This window comes from Agrobacterium sp. P15N1-A (genome assembly GCF_044626815.1).
Lineage (GTDB): Bacteria > Pseudomonadota > Alphaproteobacteria > Rhizobiales > Rhizobiaceae > Agrobacterium > Agrobacterium leguminum.
Window position 1 is genome coordinate 1 of record NZ_JBIUPF010000013.1, and the last position, 19,192, is coordinate 19,192.

Genomic DNA, 19,192 nt, shown 5'->3' on the forward strand with positions numbered 1-19,192 from the left:
TTTCGTGATCCAGCACCATACGAATGGCGCGGTTGCGGACTTCAGGTGAAAACTTGTTCGTTGTCTTGCTCATATCGGCTCCACTTTCTCAGAAGTTGGAGCCTCCGGCAAATCCGGTGCGGTTCAGTTTCCTGCTTTTTTTACCACACCCTTACGTCGAACCTCAACGTACCCCCTGTCTCCAATTTGATAGCGCTCGTTTGCGCCCTCCAGAGTTTGGGCATATCTGTGAGGCGTCTTACGAAGGGCAGTGACCAGGCGCAGGCTCTTGATCGCGCTGCGAAGGTTGGGGCCTTGGCTTTGAACCGACGGTGTTAGGAGAGCATAGAGGTCGATTTCCGAAAGTTGCCGATATGGAAACCTCGCTAGAGGCTGTTTGTCATTCGCTTTCGAGAACGAAAACTCCGTTGCGCCGGACACCTTGCCAGAAAACTCGCCCGTAGGATCAAAAAGGATACACTTTCCTCCAAGGCGGACTGTTTCATTCAGAAGCTTTGACAATGTCCAGCTCTTGCCGCCCCCGGTTGCTCCAAATATTCCGCAGTGCCGCCCAAACAACTTTTCCGGGGGCATCGCAATTGTCGCGTTCGCAATGCCAGACAACCTTCCGAGATTCACCAGAAGGCGCTCATCCTTTCCCGGCTCGACTTCTCCTTGCAGCGCTTCTCTGATGGCAGCCGCGAGTGCTCTGCCATCTGCCAGATGGACCCCGTCACCAACGCGCGGCTTGACATTGATACCCCGCGTGACCTTGTGAGTTGCTTTGTTCACAGTGGCAAGAAGTTGGGCACGACCTTGTGGTTCGGCACTCGCGTCAATTTCCATCTGCCGTTCTAATCCAGGCCGTTGCCGGTCGGGGATGAAGACATCTGTTATTCGGCCGAGGATCGTTTCGTGATCGCAATCGATGAACACGAAGTCACCGGTCGCGCCTCTCGCCAAGCCTCGTTGGCCGCTTGCAGCCAGCGCTTTCGGGATAGTCAGCTCAATCGAAGACGCGCTCACCCTCGTCACAGTGCCGACGCGCTTGTCAGGATCGATCAACGCGATTATTGGATCGGTCATACTGCGGCATCCCTGATCTGATCGAGGCGCATCTGGAGGCGTTGCCGATCTGACTCGCCCGTGATCGCGGGAATGGCATCGACCAAGTCCTCGAATCTACCGTTCAGCAAGGTCACTCGTGGATCGCCTTCTGTGACCAGGCGAGCCATCCGATTTTGATATTTCCTTGTCGGTAGCCCAACGTCGAGAAGGTGGTCGGGAGCGGGATGGGCGTCCAGCTTCACCGATGGGATGAAAGACGGATCGACCAAAATAAGGCGGAGGCTGAGATTTGATTCCAGTGCTGACCAGATGGGAGTGCTGATATGATCGTCGCCGAAGCCAAACCCGGCTATCAGAAGGGCGGTATCTGGTTCACGAAGAGCAGCTTGAAATGCCGCGAACATGTCAAGATAGGGGATTTCAAAAGCTTCTTGATATTTTGTGGACCGAGGATAAATCAATACCGGCATCAGGGACGGATCGTTAGCACGGGAACGGATGACCACGCCATCGGCACGTCGTCGCCAGTCGACCGAACCATGAAGCTTATAAAGTTGGAAGACGCCGTCGATGTAGTCGGCCTTTGTACCGGACGTCTGCCGCCTTACAATATCATGCTGGAAGTAGTCGCGGTTGAAACGTTGTTCAGCACTATGGGAAAAGCCGTCGATGAGCACGACGCCTAGGCGAGAAGCGGCTTCTTCGACGCAAAGATCGTAGTTCGTTGTGAACAACTTGACGCGATGTTTATCTACAGCACGTTTTGCAAATTTCTGGATTAGGCCTTTGTGCGCGGGCAATTCCGTCATTTGGCTAACAAAATCGACCTTTTCAAGAATTGCTCCTTCGGCTTTCGTGATAAAGGTCTTCAGTCTGGTGATCGGACTTGCAGGATCAGCCTTTTCAGCTTCCGTGGCTCGAACCTCCATCAATTCAAGTTTCATCTTGCAGAGGCTCAGGAGATTTTCGATGTCGCCAGCTCGTCGCTTCCCACCGTCTTCAGGCGGCAACGTGCCGATTATCTCCAGCACAACGCTGTCGAAATCCGAATGGCCTGCCAGATTCTCATCGCAAACTTTTGTTCTAGCGGCGTGCCAAAGATCGCCCATGCCAGGTGCTTGCCGCGCGTCAGCGTTTTTCGCACAGAACGAAGCACCTGAACCAAGGAGCGTCAAAACATTGGTCGCGTGAACTGACTGCGTCAGAACCTCGTTGACAAGTCCTTTAGCGCCAGTGATCCTTCTGCTGCTGGCGTCGTCTGGGTCGGCTTCCTGATCCTCCCATGCGAGCCACTTTCCTTCCCGGGTCAGGAGGCGGAGATTGCTCGCTGCGCCAGGTCTGTCTGTCCAATAGTCGCTCAAGCTCTTCTCCGACTCATCGATCAACATAAGGTTGCGGAGAAGCTTATTAGCGCTTTCGCCGTCAACGCAAGTGGAGCGTTCGACCGAATTAAAGGTACTTCTCTGCGTTGTCCTTGCAGTGCTGTAAAACCGTCTCCAGCCATTTCTCAAACCATACCCAGTGGGCCTTATAGTCACCCACGCAGCCGTACCCCTTAGCGGGATTCTTCGCATCAAGCTGGTTCATCAGTTTCGTGTGTGCGCCTGAACCGAACTTCGGGAACCCTGCTTCTGCGACCTTATCGAGGATGTCCTGCCTAATGTAACGTGTGCGGTTCACCTCTTTAAAAACCACCTCAACCTGTTCGGCGAGGGAAGAACCGGGCGAAACGACCACGACAGCCTGATCGGCACCTGCAGCCCTCTTCGCTGCTATAGGAACGAAAGCTACTTTCAACCTGAACGCCGGGTCCTTGACCTGCTCCTCTGTCAGATCGTGTTCAAATGCAGATATAAAGGAGGACACGTGAACAGGTAGGCTTGATGCTTTCTTTAATGCGGTGCGCTGATCCAAACCGAACGACACAAACTGTAGTGCAATGGGCAGGCGCTTTTCCAAACCGAACTGGTGCCCAAACAACTCCTTCAAGGCGTCGTTGAAGTTTAGGCAGCAGGACTGAAGCTCCGCCCCAACTGCGTCATCGATCCTGCTGGTGGATTGATGCTCGATCTCGTTTCGCAGTCCGATCAGGAAATGCAAATTGTTCTTCACCCCCAAAGATAGAGGGCACTTGCCCGTATCCAGACATTGCGTCAGGTCCCAGAAGCGGTCCTGTCCATTGGGCGTCTTCTTCGCCCTATAGACATAGGGAACACCCTCTCGCTTGAAGTATGCATGCAATAAATACGTCCAGGCGATGATAGCGGTCACAACAAATAATTCGGCGCGGAACGTTAGGCCCGCGCTGTTGAAAGTATGAACGGCGGCGATCATCGCTTCGCGAGCCTTGATCAGGAGTTCGTCACCACGGACACTCAAGCCCGTTTCATGATCGATATCGGGCCACGTAGAGAGGAAGGTTTCTAGTTCCTCGTCGTCTACGCCTTTCACAGCCTTATGTTTTAAACCTGTTCTTATCTCACCGATCAGTCGGTGGTTCACGGTCCGCGTAGGGCGAGTGAAGTAGGAAAGGATGTCCTGATCGTTGTAGGTCTTGCGGCGGATCATCGCCTTAACTAAGGCTGCTTCCCACTTTTCCAGTGTGTTGCCGCGACGACGTTTGACTTTTGGTTTCGCGATTTCATCTCCGATCTCGCCGAACCCAGATTCGTGCTCTCCCTCACCATCGGCCACTGCGACCGAAGCATCATAGCTTTCTACCGTCATCCGCTGTCCCCCGTTGCAAGCGGGCATATTAGCGAGAGTTGCTGCGGCAGCAACATTAAGTTGCGGCGTCGAATCTTATGCAATGGTCGCGTTGAAGCCTTTGTGGATCGATACACATGCCTTGTGAATATGGTCGGATATTACGGAGTTCACTCAGTTTCGGACGTCCGAGTGATGGCACTATTCCCTGTGGTTTGGTCCGCTTGTCACAGGCATTTCTGGTGAACTCGCTGCCGTTGGAGATTGATAGGCTCGCGTTGCTGCGTCTTCAGAATACCCAGCGACCTCTTGTTTGTGAAGCGAATGCGCTCCATTCCTTGGTCCTTCAATGGGTGAAACCTCATTCTAGGGGGCTTTAGAAAGTAAATTACTGAAGCTCTCCGAGGTGATCTGGGAAGGCCTCAACCAAACAGCCGTGGAAAACTACATTTCCTTAGTGAGATGCGATCCATTCTTTGTGCAAGATGGAGGGGTTAGTAGCGGCATACCCATGCGAGGCGGCAGATTGTGAGACTCCATCCAGCTTCCAAAGAAGTAGTTTTGTATAAGGAAGGATTCGGCGATTCCGATCTACTGAATCGTACATCTGTTGGACAAAGAATTTCTGAACTCGTTGAACGGATTGAAGACCCGATGGTACTCGCGGTTGATGGACCTTGGGGAAGCGGGAAGTCTTTTTTTCTGAAAAGGTGGGTAGGGGCGCACACCCTTGAGAACGGCGGTACAGCTACCACTGTCTATTTCGACGCGTTTGCGAATGATTTTTTTGAGGAGCCCTTGGTTGGGCTGACCGGAGCCATCGGTGAGCGACTACCGAAAGGAAAACCTCAGAGAAGTCTAAAGAAAGTGAAGAAGGTCGTTTATAAGGTGGCTGGTCCTGTCGCGAGAATTGGCGCAGCCGTCGCGACGGCGGGTGCAACCGAACTTGCGGGTCCCATTCTTGATGCAGTAATCGAGGCTGGCGGAAAAGAAGCCCAAAACGCGGCCGAAGCGTTTTGGAAACGAGAAGACGGTCGCAGGGCTGCTATTCAACAATTTCGATCCGCGCTATGCGAGATTACCGAAGACGGAAAACCTCTCGTAATCGTTGTTGATGAGCTTGATCGGTGCAGGCCGGACTATGCGCTCGCTGTGTTGGAAGTGATTAAGCACTTTTTTGCAGCTGAACGAGTTCACTTTGTGTTGGGTGTAAACCTAGACGCGCTGGAAGATATGGTCCGGATTAGGTACGGAGCCAACATTAATGCAGGGGACTACCTGAAGCGCTTTATCTCGCTTTCTCTGTCGCTTCCAAATAATCTCGGCGGCGATCTGTCTGCCAATGCCTCCGTCCATTACTTCCAAGTGACCGCCAGGGAAATGGGTATTGAGCCACGATTGATCGATGTCGCGACTGACCAACTAAAAATGGCCGTGACTGCTACGCCGGTATCCCTGCGAGATATCGAGAAGGTGCTTATCCGGTTTGCGCTGCTGCCAAGGAGGAAGGATTTCGAGCGTACCTACGTCGGATACCAAGCTCTCATCGTGTCGCTGACTCTGTTCCAGGTTTTGAAGCCAGACCTTTTCCGTCGGGCATTCAGACGCTCTTTAAAGATCGGCGATATCCAAACTTTTTTCGGCATGACGCAGTCAACGCTGGATGAAAATTCCGAGGCCTACGACAGAGACGCTTCTTTCCTAAGAGGTCTCTGGCAGTTTGCACTGACGAGCACAGTCGATGTCGAGAGCGAAAAGCCCCATTTTGCCAGGGCATTTAATGGACGAGTACGCGCGGTTTTTGAAACAATTGAACGAGACTATTTTGCTCTCTTTGAAATCAACGAGACCGCGTAGCAAACGGAATTGTTCGTCATCGGCTAGAGGTAAACTTAACCAGGCCAACCGGCCAAACAATAGTGTTTTTCGGATAGGCGCTCTTCGAGCAGAACGTTGGGATTCGGCTTGAGGTTGCCGTCACCGAGGAGCATGATCTCCGGGTTCGAAGATGGGAATTATGGGAACTCCCAACCACAGTCCCAAAAGGTGATCATTGCGGTTAATCGATGTTTCTTGCGAGGGGAACCGCGTCGACGCATTGCCATATCTTGCAGTGGCTTCAAAGATTTGCATCGTTGTCCTGGGCACCACGATATCATTGCTATGGTTATGGAAGATTCGCTCTAACTCGTCCGGCAAGAACTTGTAGGGCTGCAACTGTATTCGATCCGGTTACCTCTGGACGATTACTCGCGTTCCTGGCTGCACCATCTCATAAAGCTCCTCGACATCTTCGCGAAACATCCGGAAGCATCCGCTCGATGCATTGGTGCCGATAGAGGCGGGGTCGTTGGTCCCGTGGATGCGGAGTAATCCGTCGGCGAGGTAGATCGCGCGGGTTCCAAGCGGATTGGCGGGACCGGGTTTCACAACTGCTGGAAGCCTCGGGTTTTTCTGACGCATACTTGCGGTGGGTCGCCATTCAGGATGTGCTCGTTTCGACACCACCCGCGTTGTTCCATACCATTGTTTGCCCTCGCGACCGACTGCGATGGGGTACACGAACTGCTCACCATTTGCTGTCGTGTAAATAAGTTCGTGCTCACGCGTGGCGATCACGATTGTTCCTCGTGCGCTTCGCGCTGACGGCCGCCTGCTTTCATATTGAGGTTCTTGATAGCGAGGGACGGGGTCGTAATAAGCAGGTGGTGGATACGGGCTATATGGATTGTCATAGTAGGAGCCACCATAGTCGTCGTATCCATCATAGGGCTCATAGATTTGGGCTTGGCCATGCACCGCCGTCAGAAATAGTGCCGCAGCAAGGAGAACCAGTAATCTCATTCTTCGCATCCGCTTGTTTTTACGCGCATGATTGGGCTGAGTTCTATGGCAGCACTATGGCAGGTGCAGTCTGCTCTTGAGAATGCTCTCTAGCCGCTAGGTTCTCAAAAATTGAACTCGCAAGCCCTACTCGGGTGATGGCGAAGCAGACGTGAGTGATGTTGCGAAGGTTGTGTACGCGGACCTAATGTACGTGCTGTCCGCCATCGGCCGTGGGAACAATCAACCTAACAAACCGGTCAAACAAAGCGGTCTTTCGGATCAGGCGCTCTTCGAGCCGGACCTGGGGCTTCTGCTTGAGATGGCCATCATCAATAAGCCCAAGCCAACTCAGTGGCCGCACAATCTCATGCGCGACAAACAGGCAGGCTTCGAAACGACCACTGATGCTTCCACGTGTAGGAAACAGGTCTATCGGAATGATCAGTTCCGAAAAGTCAGCAACAGTGATCCAGTCGCCCAGCCGATTGCCAATCACGCGCATGAAATGTTCCAGGTGCCAAAACAGCGCGTTGGCCTGAGGGTCGTCGCCTATTGGGGAGCGCAGCATGTATTCTGTCAGGATCACCTGAAGGTCGCCATAGCGCCCGATCATGGCGGTTCCCGCCCTAGTCAGCTTTGCTTGCCCTTTATAATGCCGGATCAGCCGAGTGTTCAGCAAGATTTCGTGGATCAGGAAGAGCGGTGGAAAATCCGGCTCATTCAACACCTTGTTGACCGCGTAAAGCTCTTTCGGTTCATACCCGGGCCACTGAAACTCTTCGGCAGCCCACTCTACGCACTTCCGATAAAAATTGCCGAGTTTCGTGATTTGAATGCCGCCATGCTGCTCTGCATAAAGCAAGAGCTTCATGGTGTTGATGCACATCGGGGACGCTTGCAGCTCTTGCTCTGTCAACGACGCTTCGAAGAACAACATCGGATAATGTGCTGAGGCTTTTAGCAAACGTGTCTCCGGCGAAGTGGGGTGCTGAATTGGAAAACGCGCAGAGGAACTGTGCCAACGATTTTTTCCCGGGCATCGAAAACATAGGCGCGATAAATATTGCTGCAAGAAGGGAATCATCCGGCGTTGGCGGGATGCTGCGTCTGCGCCTCCTGGTCCAATAGCTGGACGGTGCTTCCTTCTTTCTTTAGCTCTGCGATGATCCGCTCGACATTCTCCCTTGTGAACCATTCTTCAGGATCAAAGCTGGCCCCAGCCCAAACGTCCAAGATCGGCACGCAAAGGCGCTTCAGCGTGCCAAAATAGTCCTCCAACAACTCCGCTCGATTGACTACCAGCTTACTAAAATACCTGTCTTCTACCGCCTTGAGATGTGTATGCACACGCAGGCCGTAGTCCATGCCCCTGCCAAGGATGCGGTCCTTCAGTCCTCGATGATCGGTGAACAGCGCAATCTTTGCGGCATCTGGAACATTGGCCGTCGTAATCGCGGCATGAGCCAGCAGGCAGTGCATCCTGATGAAAATGTTAACCGACGTGAGAAATGGATGATCAACTCGACCCTTAAGGCGATGATAATCCTCTCGGTAACTCTTGGCCGTGACGAAGACGGAATTCCCATGAGCGCGCCAATAGTCGTACTCACCAAAATAGACGGTCCTGCTGTTGATCCGCATACCCTCAACCCCGGTAACGTCCTTACCGTCGATGTTCCACAGTCGAGTACGAGGTGAGACATCAGAATTGGTCAACACAATGAAGTCGTGCCAGCCAAAAGACGCAACGTGGTTCATTTCTTCACTGGCGGTTTTGAGCAGCTTATGCGGACGCTCAAGCGTGAGGAAGTTGTTTGCTGCATCCAAAAGTGCATAGCCCGAGACGACGTGTTTGTCAGCAATCTCTCGGACCTGCTGATCGGTTTCAGTGGTCCCGAAGTCGAAGGCATTAATCTGTGCGATAAATTCCCTACGCGCGCTTTCCGTGAGCGCATCGATTGTTGCCCAATCAACGCCCGGTCCAGCGGAAGGTGCTGGGTTCATGTTTTCGGCGAGGATTTTGAGAACGGAGGCGGTCACGGATTCCGTGATGGCCTTCGTCATTGCCTGGGTGCGGGTGAGTTCGTCCTCCTCACGCGTTTGAACGGCCTCAACATCCCGGAACCGCATGCACCGCTTCAGGATAATGTCCCACTGCTGATAGCTCGATATTTTCACTGATTCTGGACCGACGCTCCGTACGTAGACATGCATGAAGCTGTTTTCGTCTTTGGCACCAATTGGTATCGCGCCGTGGGAGGGAATATGCACGACTGGATAAGTGACCCCGTTGGTGAATTCGGTGAAGCGAACCTCGCACTGCAAGGGTGGCTCCAGTCGGGTTTTCAGGAGGTTATGGATCGCGTCAGAACGGAAGTGTTCCAGAGGAAAGGCTTCTGAGCGCGACTGAGGGTTCCCATCGTCATCAACCCCAAAATAAAGCCGACCGCCGCCGTGATTAGCAATTGCCGCGATGTGCCGGGCAATCTTTGCCTGGCCTTCCTTGTTCGCCTTTGAGATGCCCATCCAGGCTTTGAACTCAACATTCAGCTTTTCGCTGCGATGTCGCAGGTCCTCTTCCATTTGCTGAACATCGGTCAACACAGACATTTGCAGTTCCAATCGTTTCGTGGTGAAATTCGCCGGGAGAAATATCGAAGGCGAATATGTTGCCACCGGTCGTGTCAATAAAGCGTAGAGGCATTGCAAAGGCTCGCTGGTCTGCGAGCACCTATTTCCATTTCGCAGCCCATTCCGCAGCGCAGCCTTCGCCCTATCTGGCCACTGCTTCACGGCTGGACGAACCACAATCTTTTCACCCGATGGCTTCCAGGCCAGGAACACCTGCTTTTCTTGGATCGACGCGACCAGCAGTGCCTCCTCTTCCTGGCACAGGTGACGGGTACAAGCCGAGCCGACGAAGTAGTCGCCATCGAATGAACCGGACCCGACACCGAGGATGATGTTGGAATAGTCATCTTTGTCAGAGCCCAAGAGGTCGTTGATCTGTGCCGCGACCTCACCGAATGACAAAAGCTCGCTAGGGTGGGAAACGGTCTTCTCCCGAAGCTCGGACCAGCCTTTTGATGTATCGGCAATGAAACCTTGGTCCACGGATTTCGCAAAACCGCTTGCGGGCGTCCACGTCCACGTTTCACCCGGGGAGTTCGGCAGCGCTGTCGTCTTGAAGGTAAGCTGATCGGCCAGAACGTCTATGGTCACCGGGCGGCAGCTCTCAATCGGACCATCGACCTTCGGCTTTGCGCCCGTAGGGAATGATATGACGAAGGGATAGGAGTCACAGGTGTTTCCACCTGCTGATGATGATCCAACAACCACCGGCGTGCCTGAAACTAGCTGAATGTCTCTGATATTGATAGTCGTGTTTCTCAAGAATTCACGCTTGTCAATTGTAAGGACCTGTTCAAAATCTCGTTGCACGACGGCGATCTGGTGTCCGAACATCTTCATTTCGAAGACCGCGGCGGTGGCAACATTAATCTGGCCCACCAGCAGGGACACTAAAGTGATGACAACGAATTGGATTACGCTTTTCAATCAGGCCTCCGGCAATTGAATAATTGCTACTTTATGTAATTATTGCGCTCTGAATGCAATCAAATGAGCCGCCACTCACCGGCGGCTGATCGACGGCTGACCGCTTCCTGTTGTGAAGTAGCGATCTACCCGCAGTATGTTTGCCCTAATTGACGCCCATCTCACCTTTCACCACCGAATGACTGGGGGGCTTCCAGGCTGGCGGCTTTTGTCTGAAGGGCGATAAAAGGAGACATCTCAAAGTGGGGTTTATTGACTTTTGAACCTTCAAATCGGATGCATCTCGTATAGATGAGAAAACACGTGTTCAGAGCATTATTTGCACCGCCTTTGGGCGGTGCAGTTGTGATGAGCAATAGCTAGGCGCTCACCAACACCCCCGCCAATTTGCGGGGTTCTCTGGCCTGTTCCTCGCACCGATAGGATTTTGCTCATGGCATTAGAAAAAACAGTTTCATTCAATTCGGGCGCGCATAGGATCGCTGGAACGGCCTGTTATGCTAAATTGCCCAGCCGCTCGACCTTTTTGCTCCTTCATGGTTTCACAGGGACCCGAAATGAGCTTGTGATCCCCTCTCTCGAAATAGGGATATTCGAACACGTCGCGGCCAGGTTGGCTGATCTCGGCCACTCTTCGCTTCGAATAGACTTCCGGGGCTGGGGAGACAGTGACGGCTCCATCCAAGAAACGAGCTATTCCACGCAGATTGATGACTGTTTGGCTGCGATGGATTTCATCGAGACCCAACCCGATCTTGATAGTGGCGAAGTCATCCTGCTGGGCTGGAGCCAAGGCGGGCTGGTCGCAGCGGCTGCTGCTGGTCGAACTAATCGGCCATCAGGCGTGGCACTTTGGGCTGCTGTGGGAGAGCCTAAAGTGTCGTTCCCCCGTTTGGTCGGCCAAGATGCATATCTCAAAGGCCTAAACAGCGAAGAACCAACGACACTGATTTTGCCTTGGGGAGCCTCTGTGATGCTGGGACACTCATTCTTTGCCGAGGTATCGCGGTTTGATCCGATAGCGGAGCTGTCCCATTATACCGGGGCTGCATTTATTGCGGAAGGCACGCTCGACGACGCCATACCGGAGGGAACCGCGAAAAAGTTTGCCGCAGCCCACAGAGGGGAGCATTCTGTTTGGGAGGCTGCCATGGATCACGCGTTCAACACCGCATCTGGTGTGGAGACCTTAAACACACTGACGGACGCGACGGTCGACTATTTCAAGAGCCGTCTAAAACCATGATCACGTAGACGGGCTGCTGAATTTCCATGGTGGCTTTTGAGCACAGTAGGACAACGTCTGAACGGCCGGAATGGGGTTGGGAGCGCACTTCCATGGAGGCTTCGAGGAATGCCCGCTATTGGCGCTACTCGCCATACAGCACAGGGTAGTTTCCCCCTGCGATTTTCGGCTGTTGATTAACCCTTGCCGATGCAAAGTCGAGAGGCAGCACAACGCTGGATTTAGGCTCATGAAGACGCCGCGCAACCCGACTACTGGCGATTTTCATGACGAGCATACTAACGAACACAAGCGCAGTAGGCGCTCTCCAAATTTTACGAGCCGTTTCCAGCAATCTCGCGAAGACACAGAACCAGGTTTCCTCTGGACTTCGGGTTGCCACGGCCTCTGATAACGCAGCATATTGGTCTATCGCCACGACGATGCATTCCGACCAATCGGCAATTTATGCTGTTAAAGACGCCATCGGTCTCGGATCAGCAAAAGTAGACACCGCATATGCTGCGATGCATTCAACAATCGATGTGTTAGCCCAGTTTCAGGCGAAATTGGTCGCGGCTAAAGAAGCAGGTGTCGACAAAGCAAAGATTCAGGCCGAACTTGAACAATTGAAACATCAGACCGTCGACATAGCTCGATCAGCGAGTTTCAATGGCGTGAACTGGCTGAATACATCTTTCACTAACATCTACGACTCGCCCGAGGCGAAAGCCGAACTGACCACATCCTTCGTCCGATCCAGTAGCGGCGGCGTTTCGGTGCAAACCACCGATATCGATCTGTCGAAAGTATCGCTGTTCAACTCTACCGGCGGCGGGCTGCTTCAACCCGATAATCGTAGCCCTGGCACCGTAGGCGGCATTCGCAACACGATATACTCCTTCGATCCGGTTGGAACGTCCGCATGGGAAGACTACGTTTTCGATGGCCCGTTAACATTCAACGATAACAGTACCGCCATCACGTTCACTCTAAACCTGGATGCCGACGATCCGACGACAACCACCGGCGCGCAAACCGGGATGACCCAGACGTACACCGTAGACCGGGACGCTATTGATGCCGTCAATGCCAGCTGGAACGGTATCGTATCCAGTCGTGCGCAGTGGCGGGAGGTTCTGCGATCCGTTATCGGCGGGGCCGTAAGAATTCTCCAGGATTCATCGAACCCCGCGAAATTTTCGATAGAAACAATGGAGGTTTCAGGGCGCGGTTCTTCCTATTACATGAGCGGCTTCAGTTCGACGTTGCCAGGCGGAAAGACCGGTGGTCTGCAAGATAGCGCGGCCATTATCTACGGAACCCGCGCTTACACCTATAGCATTTGGGACGCGGCATTCGAGCTGAAACCCGGGGTGGAAGCCTACATTGCAATCGTAGAGAACGGCGTCGACAAGACACTCATGTTGACACAAGACACGGTGATCGCAGCTCTTGGCACGACGACCGGCGCGGTGAACTCGATTGGCGATTACATCCAGGTCCTCAACTACGCCTTTGTCGATCAGGGTATGGGTATCGAAGCAACTGATCTCGGGTCCGGGCTTATCCGATATGATCTGATCGAAACCATAAATCCAGAAGCGGGACGGAAATCGACGTTGGGCGTCACGGGCGCGACCGACAATATTGGGAACGCCCCGACGTTTGGTTTGCTCGATGTCGATGTGACGTCGAATTACAGCCTCGACGCCTATATTAGCGGTGTCCAATCGATGCTTTCTCGCGTGATAGACGGTGCAGCGGTTCTCGGGGCAGTGAAAAGCCGCTTGGAGCTGCAGGAAAGTTACAACCAGGCTGTTATCGATTCCATCGATAAGGGCATTGGACGACTGGTCGACGCGGATATGAATGAGACGTCCGTCAGGTTGAAGGCACTTCAGACCCAGCAGCAGCTCTCCATCCAGGCACTCAGCATAGCCAACGAAAATCCATCAATGCTAATACAGCTCTTTAGATAAGCTGTTCGGGAAGCGTTTCACGGCCAACCTCATTTTTCAGGAGATATCGGCGTACCGTCCGTGGATGGATGCGGTATTGGTCTGCGATGGCAGCCATCGAGAGGCGGCCGTTGAAATATGCGTGGCGAACTGCCTCGATCTGGTTCGGGGTGAGTGCTGGTCGACGACCCAGGTGCCGTCCTTTCGCTCGGGCAGCCGCAACGCCAGCCGCAGTGCGCTCCGAGATCAAGCAACGTTCAAATTCCGAAATAGCGCCGAATATGTGAAACACCAGGTTGCCTGTCGGGGTTCCGGTGTCGATAGCTTCAGTCAGCGACCGAAGTTCCACTCCTCGGTTGCGCAAAGAAGAGACGGTTTTTATGAGGTGCGCAAGCGATCTGCCGAGGCGATCCAGACGCCATACTACCAGCGTATCACCGGTTCTAAGTCGCCGTAAGCCTTCGATAGTCCGGGACGGTTAGTGCTCGCCCCCGAAACTCCTTGATCCTCAAAAATAACATCGCAACCGGCCGCATGCAGAGCGTTCAACTGCAAGTCCAGATGCTGGTCGACGGTGGATACCCTCGCATAGCCTATTCTCATGATCGTTCCGAGATTTCCTTGTCATCGGCGCGATTGACAAAACCAACCGATTTTGTCTGGCAGGATTTGCCGTCGTCCGACGAATGTGTTTGTTCAAGGCTCTCAAGGAATTAAGCAATCTACGACATCAATCCTGGGTCGATGACAAAATCGGTCAATTTTTTCCTGTGCGGGTAGACGAGAAGCATCGCGTCGCGCCAAGGAGTTTTGTCTGTGCGCGGCGTGAAATCCTTCTCCGCCTGCGTGCACGATTTGATGGATGCCTGGATAAAAAGCAAAGACGGGGCTGAGGCCGCCGACATCTATCAGGCGGCTATACTACCGTTGCAGCCAAACGTGATCCTGGCGGTAGTAGATTGGAATTCTCCCGGTGCGGAAGCGTTCTCAGTCGAATTTGTCCGTCGATACAGTGTGGCAACGAAGGTGCTGGATTTTCTCACGCAAGAGCCCTGTGATTTCCGCAGCTTTCCAGATCAGGAATACCTGAAACATACCGCCGTCCCTGCGTTGACCGAGGTCCTGACGCAGCAGCGACCATCCCTTTCCCAAGGGAGCACCAATTTCGGAGGCTGCAAGATTGTCTATGAATGTTTGCTGCTTCCCCAAAAATCTGGAGCCCGTCGAAGCGAATGGTGCATCGTCTTCTCCAGGATCGATCTCCTGTTGCCGGAAGTCTCCCGGTTTGAAACGGACGGGGTTGATCTCAGCATTCTCCAGCTACTGACAGAGGGGGCAACGCAAAAAGAAATCGGGCTCAGGTTGGGCCTGTCGCCTCGGACGATTGAACATAGGATCGACCGACTTAAAGGCAGGGTGGGGGCGAAAAATCTCCAGCACCTTGTGGCGCTTTGGGTTGCGAGCAGGTTGTAAGATTCTGCTAATATAAGATCGGAAGGGTCTGAATCTCGTTGGACGCTCTTTAAGCGGTGGCACCCTTGTCTTGATCATGTCACTTATACTGCATAACGATCCCTTGCGGAGGTTGGGGACGTACCCCCGGCTGCTATGATCCCAACAGACCGGTCGCCAGTCTCCGCAATCTACGATGACAGATATTTCCTTTGCGCCGGGGAGCCACTCATTTTGCTGACCCTCAACTCCAGAGCACGAAGCCACCATTTCACGAGGTTCTCATGCAATCATCGCGGCTGCACCGGCACCATTTTGAACGACCGCTCCAAAGCGATGCCACGCCTCGCGAAATTCTGCACGATCATACGCTGTTGGCTGTAACCACATCGATATCTTTCCATTGCTGCTTTTCGCCGGATCACTCTGATGGCAAAGCGCCTTCACCTCTGCCAGGGTCATGATGTAACAGACCGGAGCGTCCGTTTTAGCCTTTATGGTGATGATCCACCAATCAGACCGCAGGTTATCCAGGTTTCCGCCGAGGCCCACGGGGTCTCGTTTGGTCAGTCCCTTGCTTTGAACCCCAAAAAAAATCGTCTCAGCATCGTTCGCGCAATACAGATCGCTGCCCTTCGAGTTACGAGCTGTCAGCATAACGTTCCACCCCCGACGGGAGAGTTGCCACGCCGCGTAGTGTAGTGCCGCGTTACCAGTCACTTGCGATGATTTAACGTCCATAGATCAGGCCTTTTGAAAAAATCATCAGTTTCGCAATTTCATCTTCAAATTCACGGATATCCGCTGCCGTGCTCTGCTCGCGGCGAAGAACAGAGGCAGTAATTAGCCTTACCTCAGCAAATTGTCGAATACGTCATGCTGCAAAAGCGCCAACGGGAGACGTGTTGTCTCCTCCTAAAAATTTCGGCTACACGCAACGGCAAGTGATTTCTAACGGCTTAAGATGAGAGATTTGTTCGTCATAACGCATACCGAGTCCATCCACCACATAGAGGGAAAGGTCGGAGGCTGGTACGACACCGGGCTTACAGGACAGGGCAGGAGGATGCTCTTGCCGTGGTCGAGAGGCTATTTACGTTTATCGGCGAAAATGAGATCGAGATTTTCTCGTCCGACCTAAAGCGGGCCTCGCAGACAGCAAATTGCATCGGAAGCCACTTCGGACGGCCTGTGAAGCAGACAAAGGCGCTGCGGGAGATCAGCTATGGTATAGCTGAAGGTAAGTCGCAGGAATGGCTTGATGCGCGTTATGTACCAGCACCAGATACCGACAGACTCGATCATTGAGGTAATCTTGAGGGAGCGGAGTCCACGTCGTGATGTGGCGGCCCGGGTTTATCCCTGCGTCAACGCAATGGTTGGTCGAGATTGCGAAACGCAGGTTATCGTCCCCCACGGCTTCACATTAAGTTTGGTGATCGCAGCCTGGATGAAGGTACCTGTGGATGCCTGTGGTTTTATCTCCTACGCCGCACCCAGCGGAAGCATCACCCATCTCCGACAAGACGATTTCTTCCGCAGCAGGGCAATGATCCGTTTTGCGGACACATCCCCTTTGGTCCGATGAGTGTGGAGGTACCAAAAATACCTTGATGCAAAGCACTAATTGTGGCCGTGAATCTATCGGACGCGAGGACTGACCGGACTTTCAAGATAGCGTCGCCGGAAAGTTCCTGCGACAACCACGCCCAATCCAAATCCGGCTATCAATCTTGCTAGCAAAAGATCAGGCAGCGAATTGGACACCAGCCAATAAAAGGCCCCAAATGCCAAGAACGACGTTGCGACAAGGCTAAGCTGGCCATCTGCGGCTGGCCGACGAAAAGCCACAAAATGAAAGCCAGCGACGCTCCCAACCAAGCACGGCACAAACTGACCAAGACTTATCGTTGCCTTCGCCGTAAGCGAATCCAGCAGGCAAAAGATGAGCGCCAATCCTCCGGTGCCGACTAGCTGTAACCCGACGGCTCCAGCCAGGCGTGTTCTGACGGAATATTTGGGTTTCGAATAGCGAAAATATGTGACCAAGGCGTCCTCCTTTGAAGTGGTCGCCTTCGACATGGGTGCGGCCACCCTGAAATTCGTACAACCTCAACTTGAGTTGAGGTCAAGGGGGACGGTGACGCGAGAGTTGTCCAGGGTAACCCTGCACGGAATGTACGCGTCGAGCTGTTGCTTGAGGGGCGAGTGTTACGCTCCTGACATCTGTTTCGAATAGCGTCGAAAGATGACCCGAAACATTTTTGTATTTACTATTCTTGCTGTAACCCAAGTGGCCGGATGGGGCGTCGTCGGATTTCTTCCCGTTCTGGCGTCCTCCATCGCTGATGATCTGCGAACCCCGCTTCCAACTGTATTTCTTGGTACAACGATCTTCTATGCAACCATGGGACTCACCGCGCCGATCATTGGCTCGGCATTCACTCGGCTCGGTGCGAGGATCGTAATGGTTGCCGGGGCGATGTTGATTGGAGTGGGTCTTGCCTTGTTGAGCGTCTCCGGCGCGACATTTTCGTTTCTCTCTTTGTGGGCAGTCATTGGGGTCGGAGGGGCAATGTTCCTTACGACCGCCGCCTATGTCTATCTCTCAGAGTTCGCCCACGAGAGGGCGCGCGGACTAATCAGTTCCTTGATGCTCGTCACAGGTCTCGCCGGAAGTGTATTTTGGCCGTTGACGGCTTACCTGCAACAGCACTTCGACTGGCGCGGCATCGTTCAAATCTATGCTGCAGGGATGATCGTCATTATTTTGCCGATGGTGATGTTTGGTATTCCTGAAGCGAGAACACGGGACGAGCATCGCGATACACAACAACCTGCAACCCGGAAGAACGGCACTTTCTGGCTCCTCGTCGCAGCAATTGCGTTGAACGGTTTTGTGACCTACGGCATGGAGTCTATCGGCATTGAATTGTTTCGGGCGTTGGGGGCGGATGCCGTCTGGGCTGTCGGAATGGCGTCATTCCTGGGAGTTCTCAAGGTTTGCGGCCGTCTTATCGACCTTGCCGGTGGCAGCAGATGGAGTGCCGTTTCCACTGGGATCGTGGCCGGTGTAATGATCCCTTCTGGCCTTTTGGTGCTTGTCGCCTTTGGCGCAAGCCCGGTCGCAGTGGTTGCTTCCCTGCTTCTTTTCGGAGTGGGCAGCGGGGCATTCGCTGTAGCACGTGCAACTATGCCTCTGGTGTTTTTCAAGAAGGCCGAATACGCGGCTGCAATGTCAGTGATAGCTCTGCCCTTGAACATGACTAGTGCACTGGCTGCGCCAGTCTTATCGGGAATCCTGACGATATCAGGCCCATCCGTGACGCTGCTGTTGTTGGTCATTTTTAGTGTATCCGCCTGGTGCATCCTGCTCAGACTCGGCAGTTTGACGAGAATGCACTCGATGTCGGCAATTAACTGAGACCATTCCGTTGCGGCACATCCCGGGGCGCAGAGGCCGATCTTTTGAATTGTCGGTGCAGATTAACCGGTGACAACTCTGGTCTCGGGCGTTCCATCCGAGGGCTGTTGTTCGGATTCCGACCCTGGAAGTCAAATTCCCGCGTGCAATTAAATCCTCTATAGGTCGATTGATGCCGAGGATATCCAAGGAGGTAACTGTGTTTCGCTGGGCTCATCGACTTCTTATGCTTCTGGGAGTTACCATCGGTTCAGCTATTGCGGCGGATGGCGACGCGGTGCGAGTTTTCCACGATGCCGTTCATATGGGCAAAGTGGAAACGGTTCGGACGATGCTCACGGCCGATCCCGGACTTGCCGTTTCCAGGGACCAATATGGTTTCCAGCCCGTACACCTACTCGACATGTATGCCGATGAGGAGGTGCTCGATCTCTTGCTTGCAAATGGAGCAGACATTAATACCGTGAACGACGAGGGCGTCACCATTCTCCACATCGTCACCGATCCGGATGCCGTCCTGCTCCTTGTGGGACGAGGCGCAAATGTCGAGGCTCGCGACAAAAGAGGATGGACCCCTTTGATCATGCAGGCAAACAACCAGCAGAATGGTCCGGATGTCGTCGCCGCTCTTCTTGCGCACGGCGCTGATCCGAATGCAGAAGGGCATGATGGCGAAACCGCTCTTTCCTTCGCAAAGGAAACGGGTGATAGATCGTTTATCGAGGTACTTACCGCTAACGGTGCGACGAAGTGATAACCGTTTCAGCTTCGCTGCGCCAAGCTCCGAGGGAATTCGGAAGTGTCGCAACGGCTCGATATTGGATAGACCTTCGTCCGTCTTATGCCGGTTTGGACATGCTTTGGTCTGCTGCGTGGAAGGCCCTGTGCCCGCATGTCAGTAAAAATGACGCGTTTCGTTCCATGGTCCAAAGAGCCAGCGGCCAGGGATCGTTGGTAATCGCATTGCGCCGATGAAATTGCCGCCACATGCTA

At 53.4% G+C, this 19,192-nt stretch carries 14 protein-coding genes and 1 pseudogene; 7 read left to right on the forward strand and 8 right to left on the reverse strand.

Translation table 11 applies throughout. The features are described 5' to 3' along the window. Positions 1 to 123 precede the first annotated feature (123 nt). The 3 genes from ACIK7D_RS27265 to ACIK7D_RS27275 all read right to left on the reverse strand — a co-directional run bounded on the left by ACIK7D_RS27265 (position 124) and on the right by ACIK7D_RS27275 (position 3,774). Complete coding sequence (locus ACIK7D_RS27265) at positions 124 to 1,065, reverse strand: helicase HerA domain-containing protein (RefSeq protein WP_400158107.1); 942 nt, start codon at positions 1,063 to 1,065, stop codon at positions 124 to 126. Beyond that, positions 1,062 to 2,408 carry an SIR2 family protein gene (locus ACIK7D_RS27270; protein WP_149742884.1) on the reverse strand — a complete coding sequence of 449 codons (1,347 nt, stop codon included), beginning with the start codon at positions 2,406 to 2,408 and terminating at the stop codon, positions 1,062 to 1,064. The genes ACIK7D_RS27265 and ACIK7D_RS27270 overlap by 4 nt, the downstream gene beginning before the upstream one ends. Positions 2,409 to 2,496: 88 nt before the next feature. Then, positions 2,497 to 3,774: a DUF3644 domain-containing protein gene (locus tag ACIK7D_RS27275; protein ID WP_149742883.1), complete on the reverse strand. Its 1,278-nt coding sequence runs from the start codon at positions 3,772 to 3,774 to the stop codon at positions 2,497 to 2,499. Between the two features lie 540 nt (positions 3,775 to 4,314). On the opposite strand from ACIK7D_RS27275, the gene ACIK7D_RS27280 reads away from it, so the two are divergent. Further along, positions 4,315 to 5,610 (forward strand): P-loop NTPase fold protein, encoded by a 1,296-nt coding sequence (locus ACIK7D_RS27280; protein ID WP_400158108.1) that lies wholly within the window; start codon positions 4,315 to 4,317, stop codon positions 5,608 to 5,610. Positions 5,611 to 5,985: 375 nt separating this feature from the next. Here ACIK7D_RS27280 and ACIK7D_RS27285 read toward each other — a convergent pair whose 3' ends face one another. The 3 genes from ACIK7D_RS27285 to ACIK7D_RS27295 form a co-directional block, all read right to left on the reverse strand. Beyond that, complete coding sequence (locus tag ACIK7D_RS27285) at positions 5,986 to 6,597, reverse strand: L,D-transpeptidase (protein WP_149741654.1); 612 nt, start codon at positions 6,595 to 6,597, stop codon at positions 5,986 to 5,988. Positions 6,598 to 6,781: 184 nt separating this feature from the next. Further along, the gene (locus tag ACIK7D_RS27290; RefSeq protein ID WP_149741655.1) at positions 6,782 to 7,543 is read right to left on the reverse strand and encodes a hypothetical protein; all 762 of its coding nucleotides are present in this window, start codon (positions 7,541 to 7,543) and stop codon (positions 6,782 to 6,784) included. A 116-nt stretch (positions 7,544 to 7,659) separates the two neighbouring features. Beyond that, on the reverse strand, positions 7,660 to 10,137 hold the full coding sequence (locus ACIK7D_RS27295) for an RNA-binding domain-containing protein (RefSeq protein WP_400158109.1): 2,478 nt from the start codon (positions 10,135 to 10,137) through the stop codon (positions 7,660 to 7,662). A 433-nt stretch (positions 10,138 to 10,570) separates the two neighbouring features. Here ACIK7D_RS27295 and ACIK7D_RS27300 point away from each other — a divergent pair, with 433 nt between their 5' ends. Together ACIK7D_RS27300 and ACIK7D_RS27305 are read left to right on the forward strand one after the other, a co-directional pair. Next, a complete protein-coding gene (locus ACIK7D_RS27300; protein ID WP_149741658.1) occupies positions 10,571 to 11,383 on the forward strand; it encodes a S9 family peptidase in 813 nt (270 codons plus the stop codon). A 266-nt stretch (positions 11,384 to 11,649) separates the two neighbouring features. Next, positions 11,650 to 13,344, forward strand: coding sequence for a flagellin (locus ACIK7D_RS27305; protein ID WP_188128811.1), 1,695 nt, complete (start codon positions 11,650 to 11,652; stop codon positions 13,342 to 13,344). Positions 13,345 to 13,579: 235 nt separating this feature from the next. Here ACIK7D_RS27305 and ACIK7D_RS27310 read toward each other — a convergent pair. Beyond that, a pseudogene (locus tag ACIK7D_RS27310) lies at positions 13,580 to 13,926 on the reverse strand (recombinase family protein); the annotation flags it as partial. Positions 13,927 to 14,139: 213 nt separating this feature from the next. On the opposite strand from ACIK7D_RS27310, the gene ACIK7D_RS27315 reads away from it, so the two are divergent. Continuing rightward, on the forward strand, positions 14,140 to 14,796 hold the full coding sequence (locus ACIK7D_RS27315; protein ID WP_149741660.1) for a helix-turn-helix transcriptional regulator: 657 nt from the start codon (positions 14,140 to 14,142) through the stop codon (positions 14,794 to 14,796). A 261-nt stretch (positions 14,797 to 15,057) separates the two neighbouring features. Here ACIK7D_RS27315 and ACIK7D_RS27320 read toward each other — a convergent pair whose 3' ends face one another. Continuing rightward, the gene (locus ACIK7D_RS27320) at positions 15,058 to 15,432 is read right to left on the reverse strand and encodes a hypothetical protein (RefSeq protein WP_400158110.1); all 375 of its coding nucleotides are present in this window, start codon (positions 15,430 to 15,432) and stop codon (positions 15,058 to 15,060) included. A 420-nt stretch (positions 15,433 to 15,852) separates the two neighbouring features. On the opposite strand from ACIK7D_RS27320, the gene ACIK7D_RS27325 reads away from it, so the two are divergent. From ACIK7D_RS27325 to ACIK7D_RS27335, 3 genes are all read left to right on the forward strand, one after another. Next, a complete protein-coding gene (locus ACIK7D_RS27325) occupies positions 15,853 to 16,083 on the forward strand; it encodes a histidine phosphatase family protein (RefSeq protein WP_400158111.1) in 231 nt (76 codons plus the stop codon). A 940-nt stretch (positions 16,084 to 17,023) separates the two neighbouring features. Continuing rightward, positions 17,024 to 18,199 carry an MFS transporter gene (locus ACIK7D_RS27330; RefSeq protein ID WP_149741662.1) on the forward strand — a complete coding sequence of 392 codons (1,176 nt, stop codon included), beginning with the start codon at positions 17,024 to 17,026 and terminating at the stop codon, positions 18,197 to 18,199. 199 nt (positions 18,200 to 18,398) lie between these two features. Then, positions 18,399 to 18,953 (forward strand): ankyrin repeat domain-containing protein, encoded by a 555-nt coding sequence (locus ACIK7D_RS27335; protein ID WP_400158112.1) that lies wholly within the window; start codon positions 18,399 to 18,401, stop codon positions 18,951 to 18,953. Positions 18,954 to 19,192 lie beyond the last annotated feature (239 nt).

Bases quoted from the DNA above. Each gene is read 5' to 3' on its own strand.
- ACIK7D_RS27305 (WP_188128811.1), top strand. From the start codon at position 11,650: ATGACGAGCATACTAACGAACACAAGCGCAGTAGGCGCTCTCCAAATT.
- ACIK7D_RS27285 (WP_149741654.1), bottom strand. From the start codon at position 6,597: ATGAGATTACTGGTTCTCCTTGCTGCGGCACTATTTCTGACGGCGGTG.
- ACIK7D_RS27300 (WP_149741658.1), top strand. From the start codon at position 10,571: ATGGCATTAGAAAAAACAGTTTCATTCAATTCGGGCGCGCATAGGATC.
- ACIK7D_RS27330 (WP_149741662.1), top strand. From the start codon at position 17,024: ATGACCCGAAACATTTTTGTATTTACTATTCTTGCTGTAACCCAAGTG.
- ACIK7D_RS27265 (WP_400158107.1), bottom strand. From the start codon at position 1,065: ATGACCGATCCAATAATCGCGTTGATCGATCCTGACAAGCGCGTCGGC.
- ACIK7D_RS27275 (WP_149742883.1), bottom strand. From the start codon at position 3,774: ATGACGGTAGAAAGCTATGATGCTTCGGTCGCAGTGGCCGATGGTGAG.
- ACIK7D_RS27320 (WP_400158110.1), bottom strand. From the start codon at position 15,432: ATGCTGACAGCTCGTAACTCGAAGGGCAGCGATCTGTATTGCGCGAAC.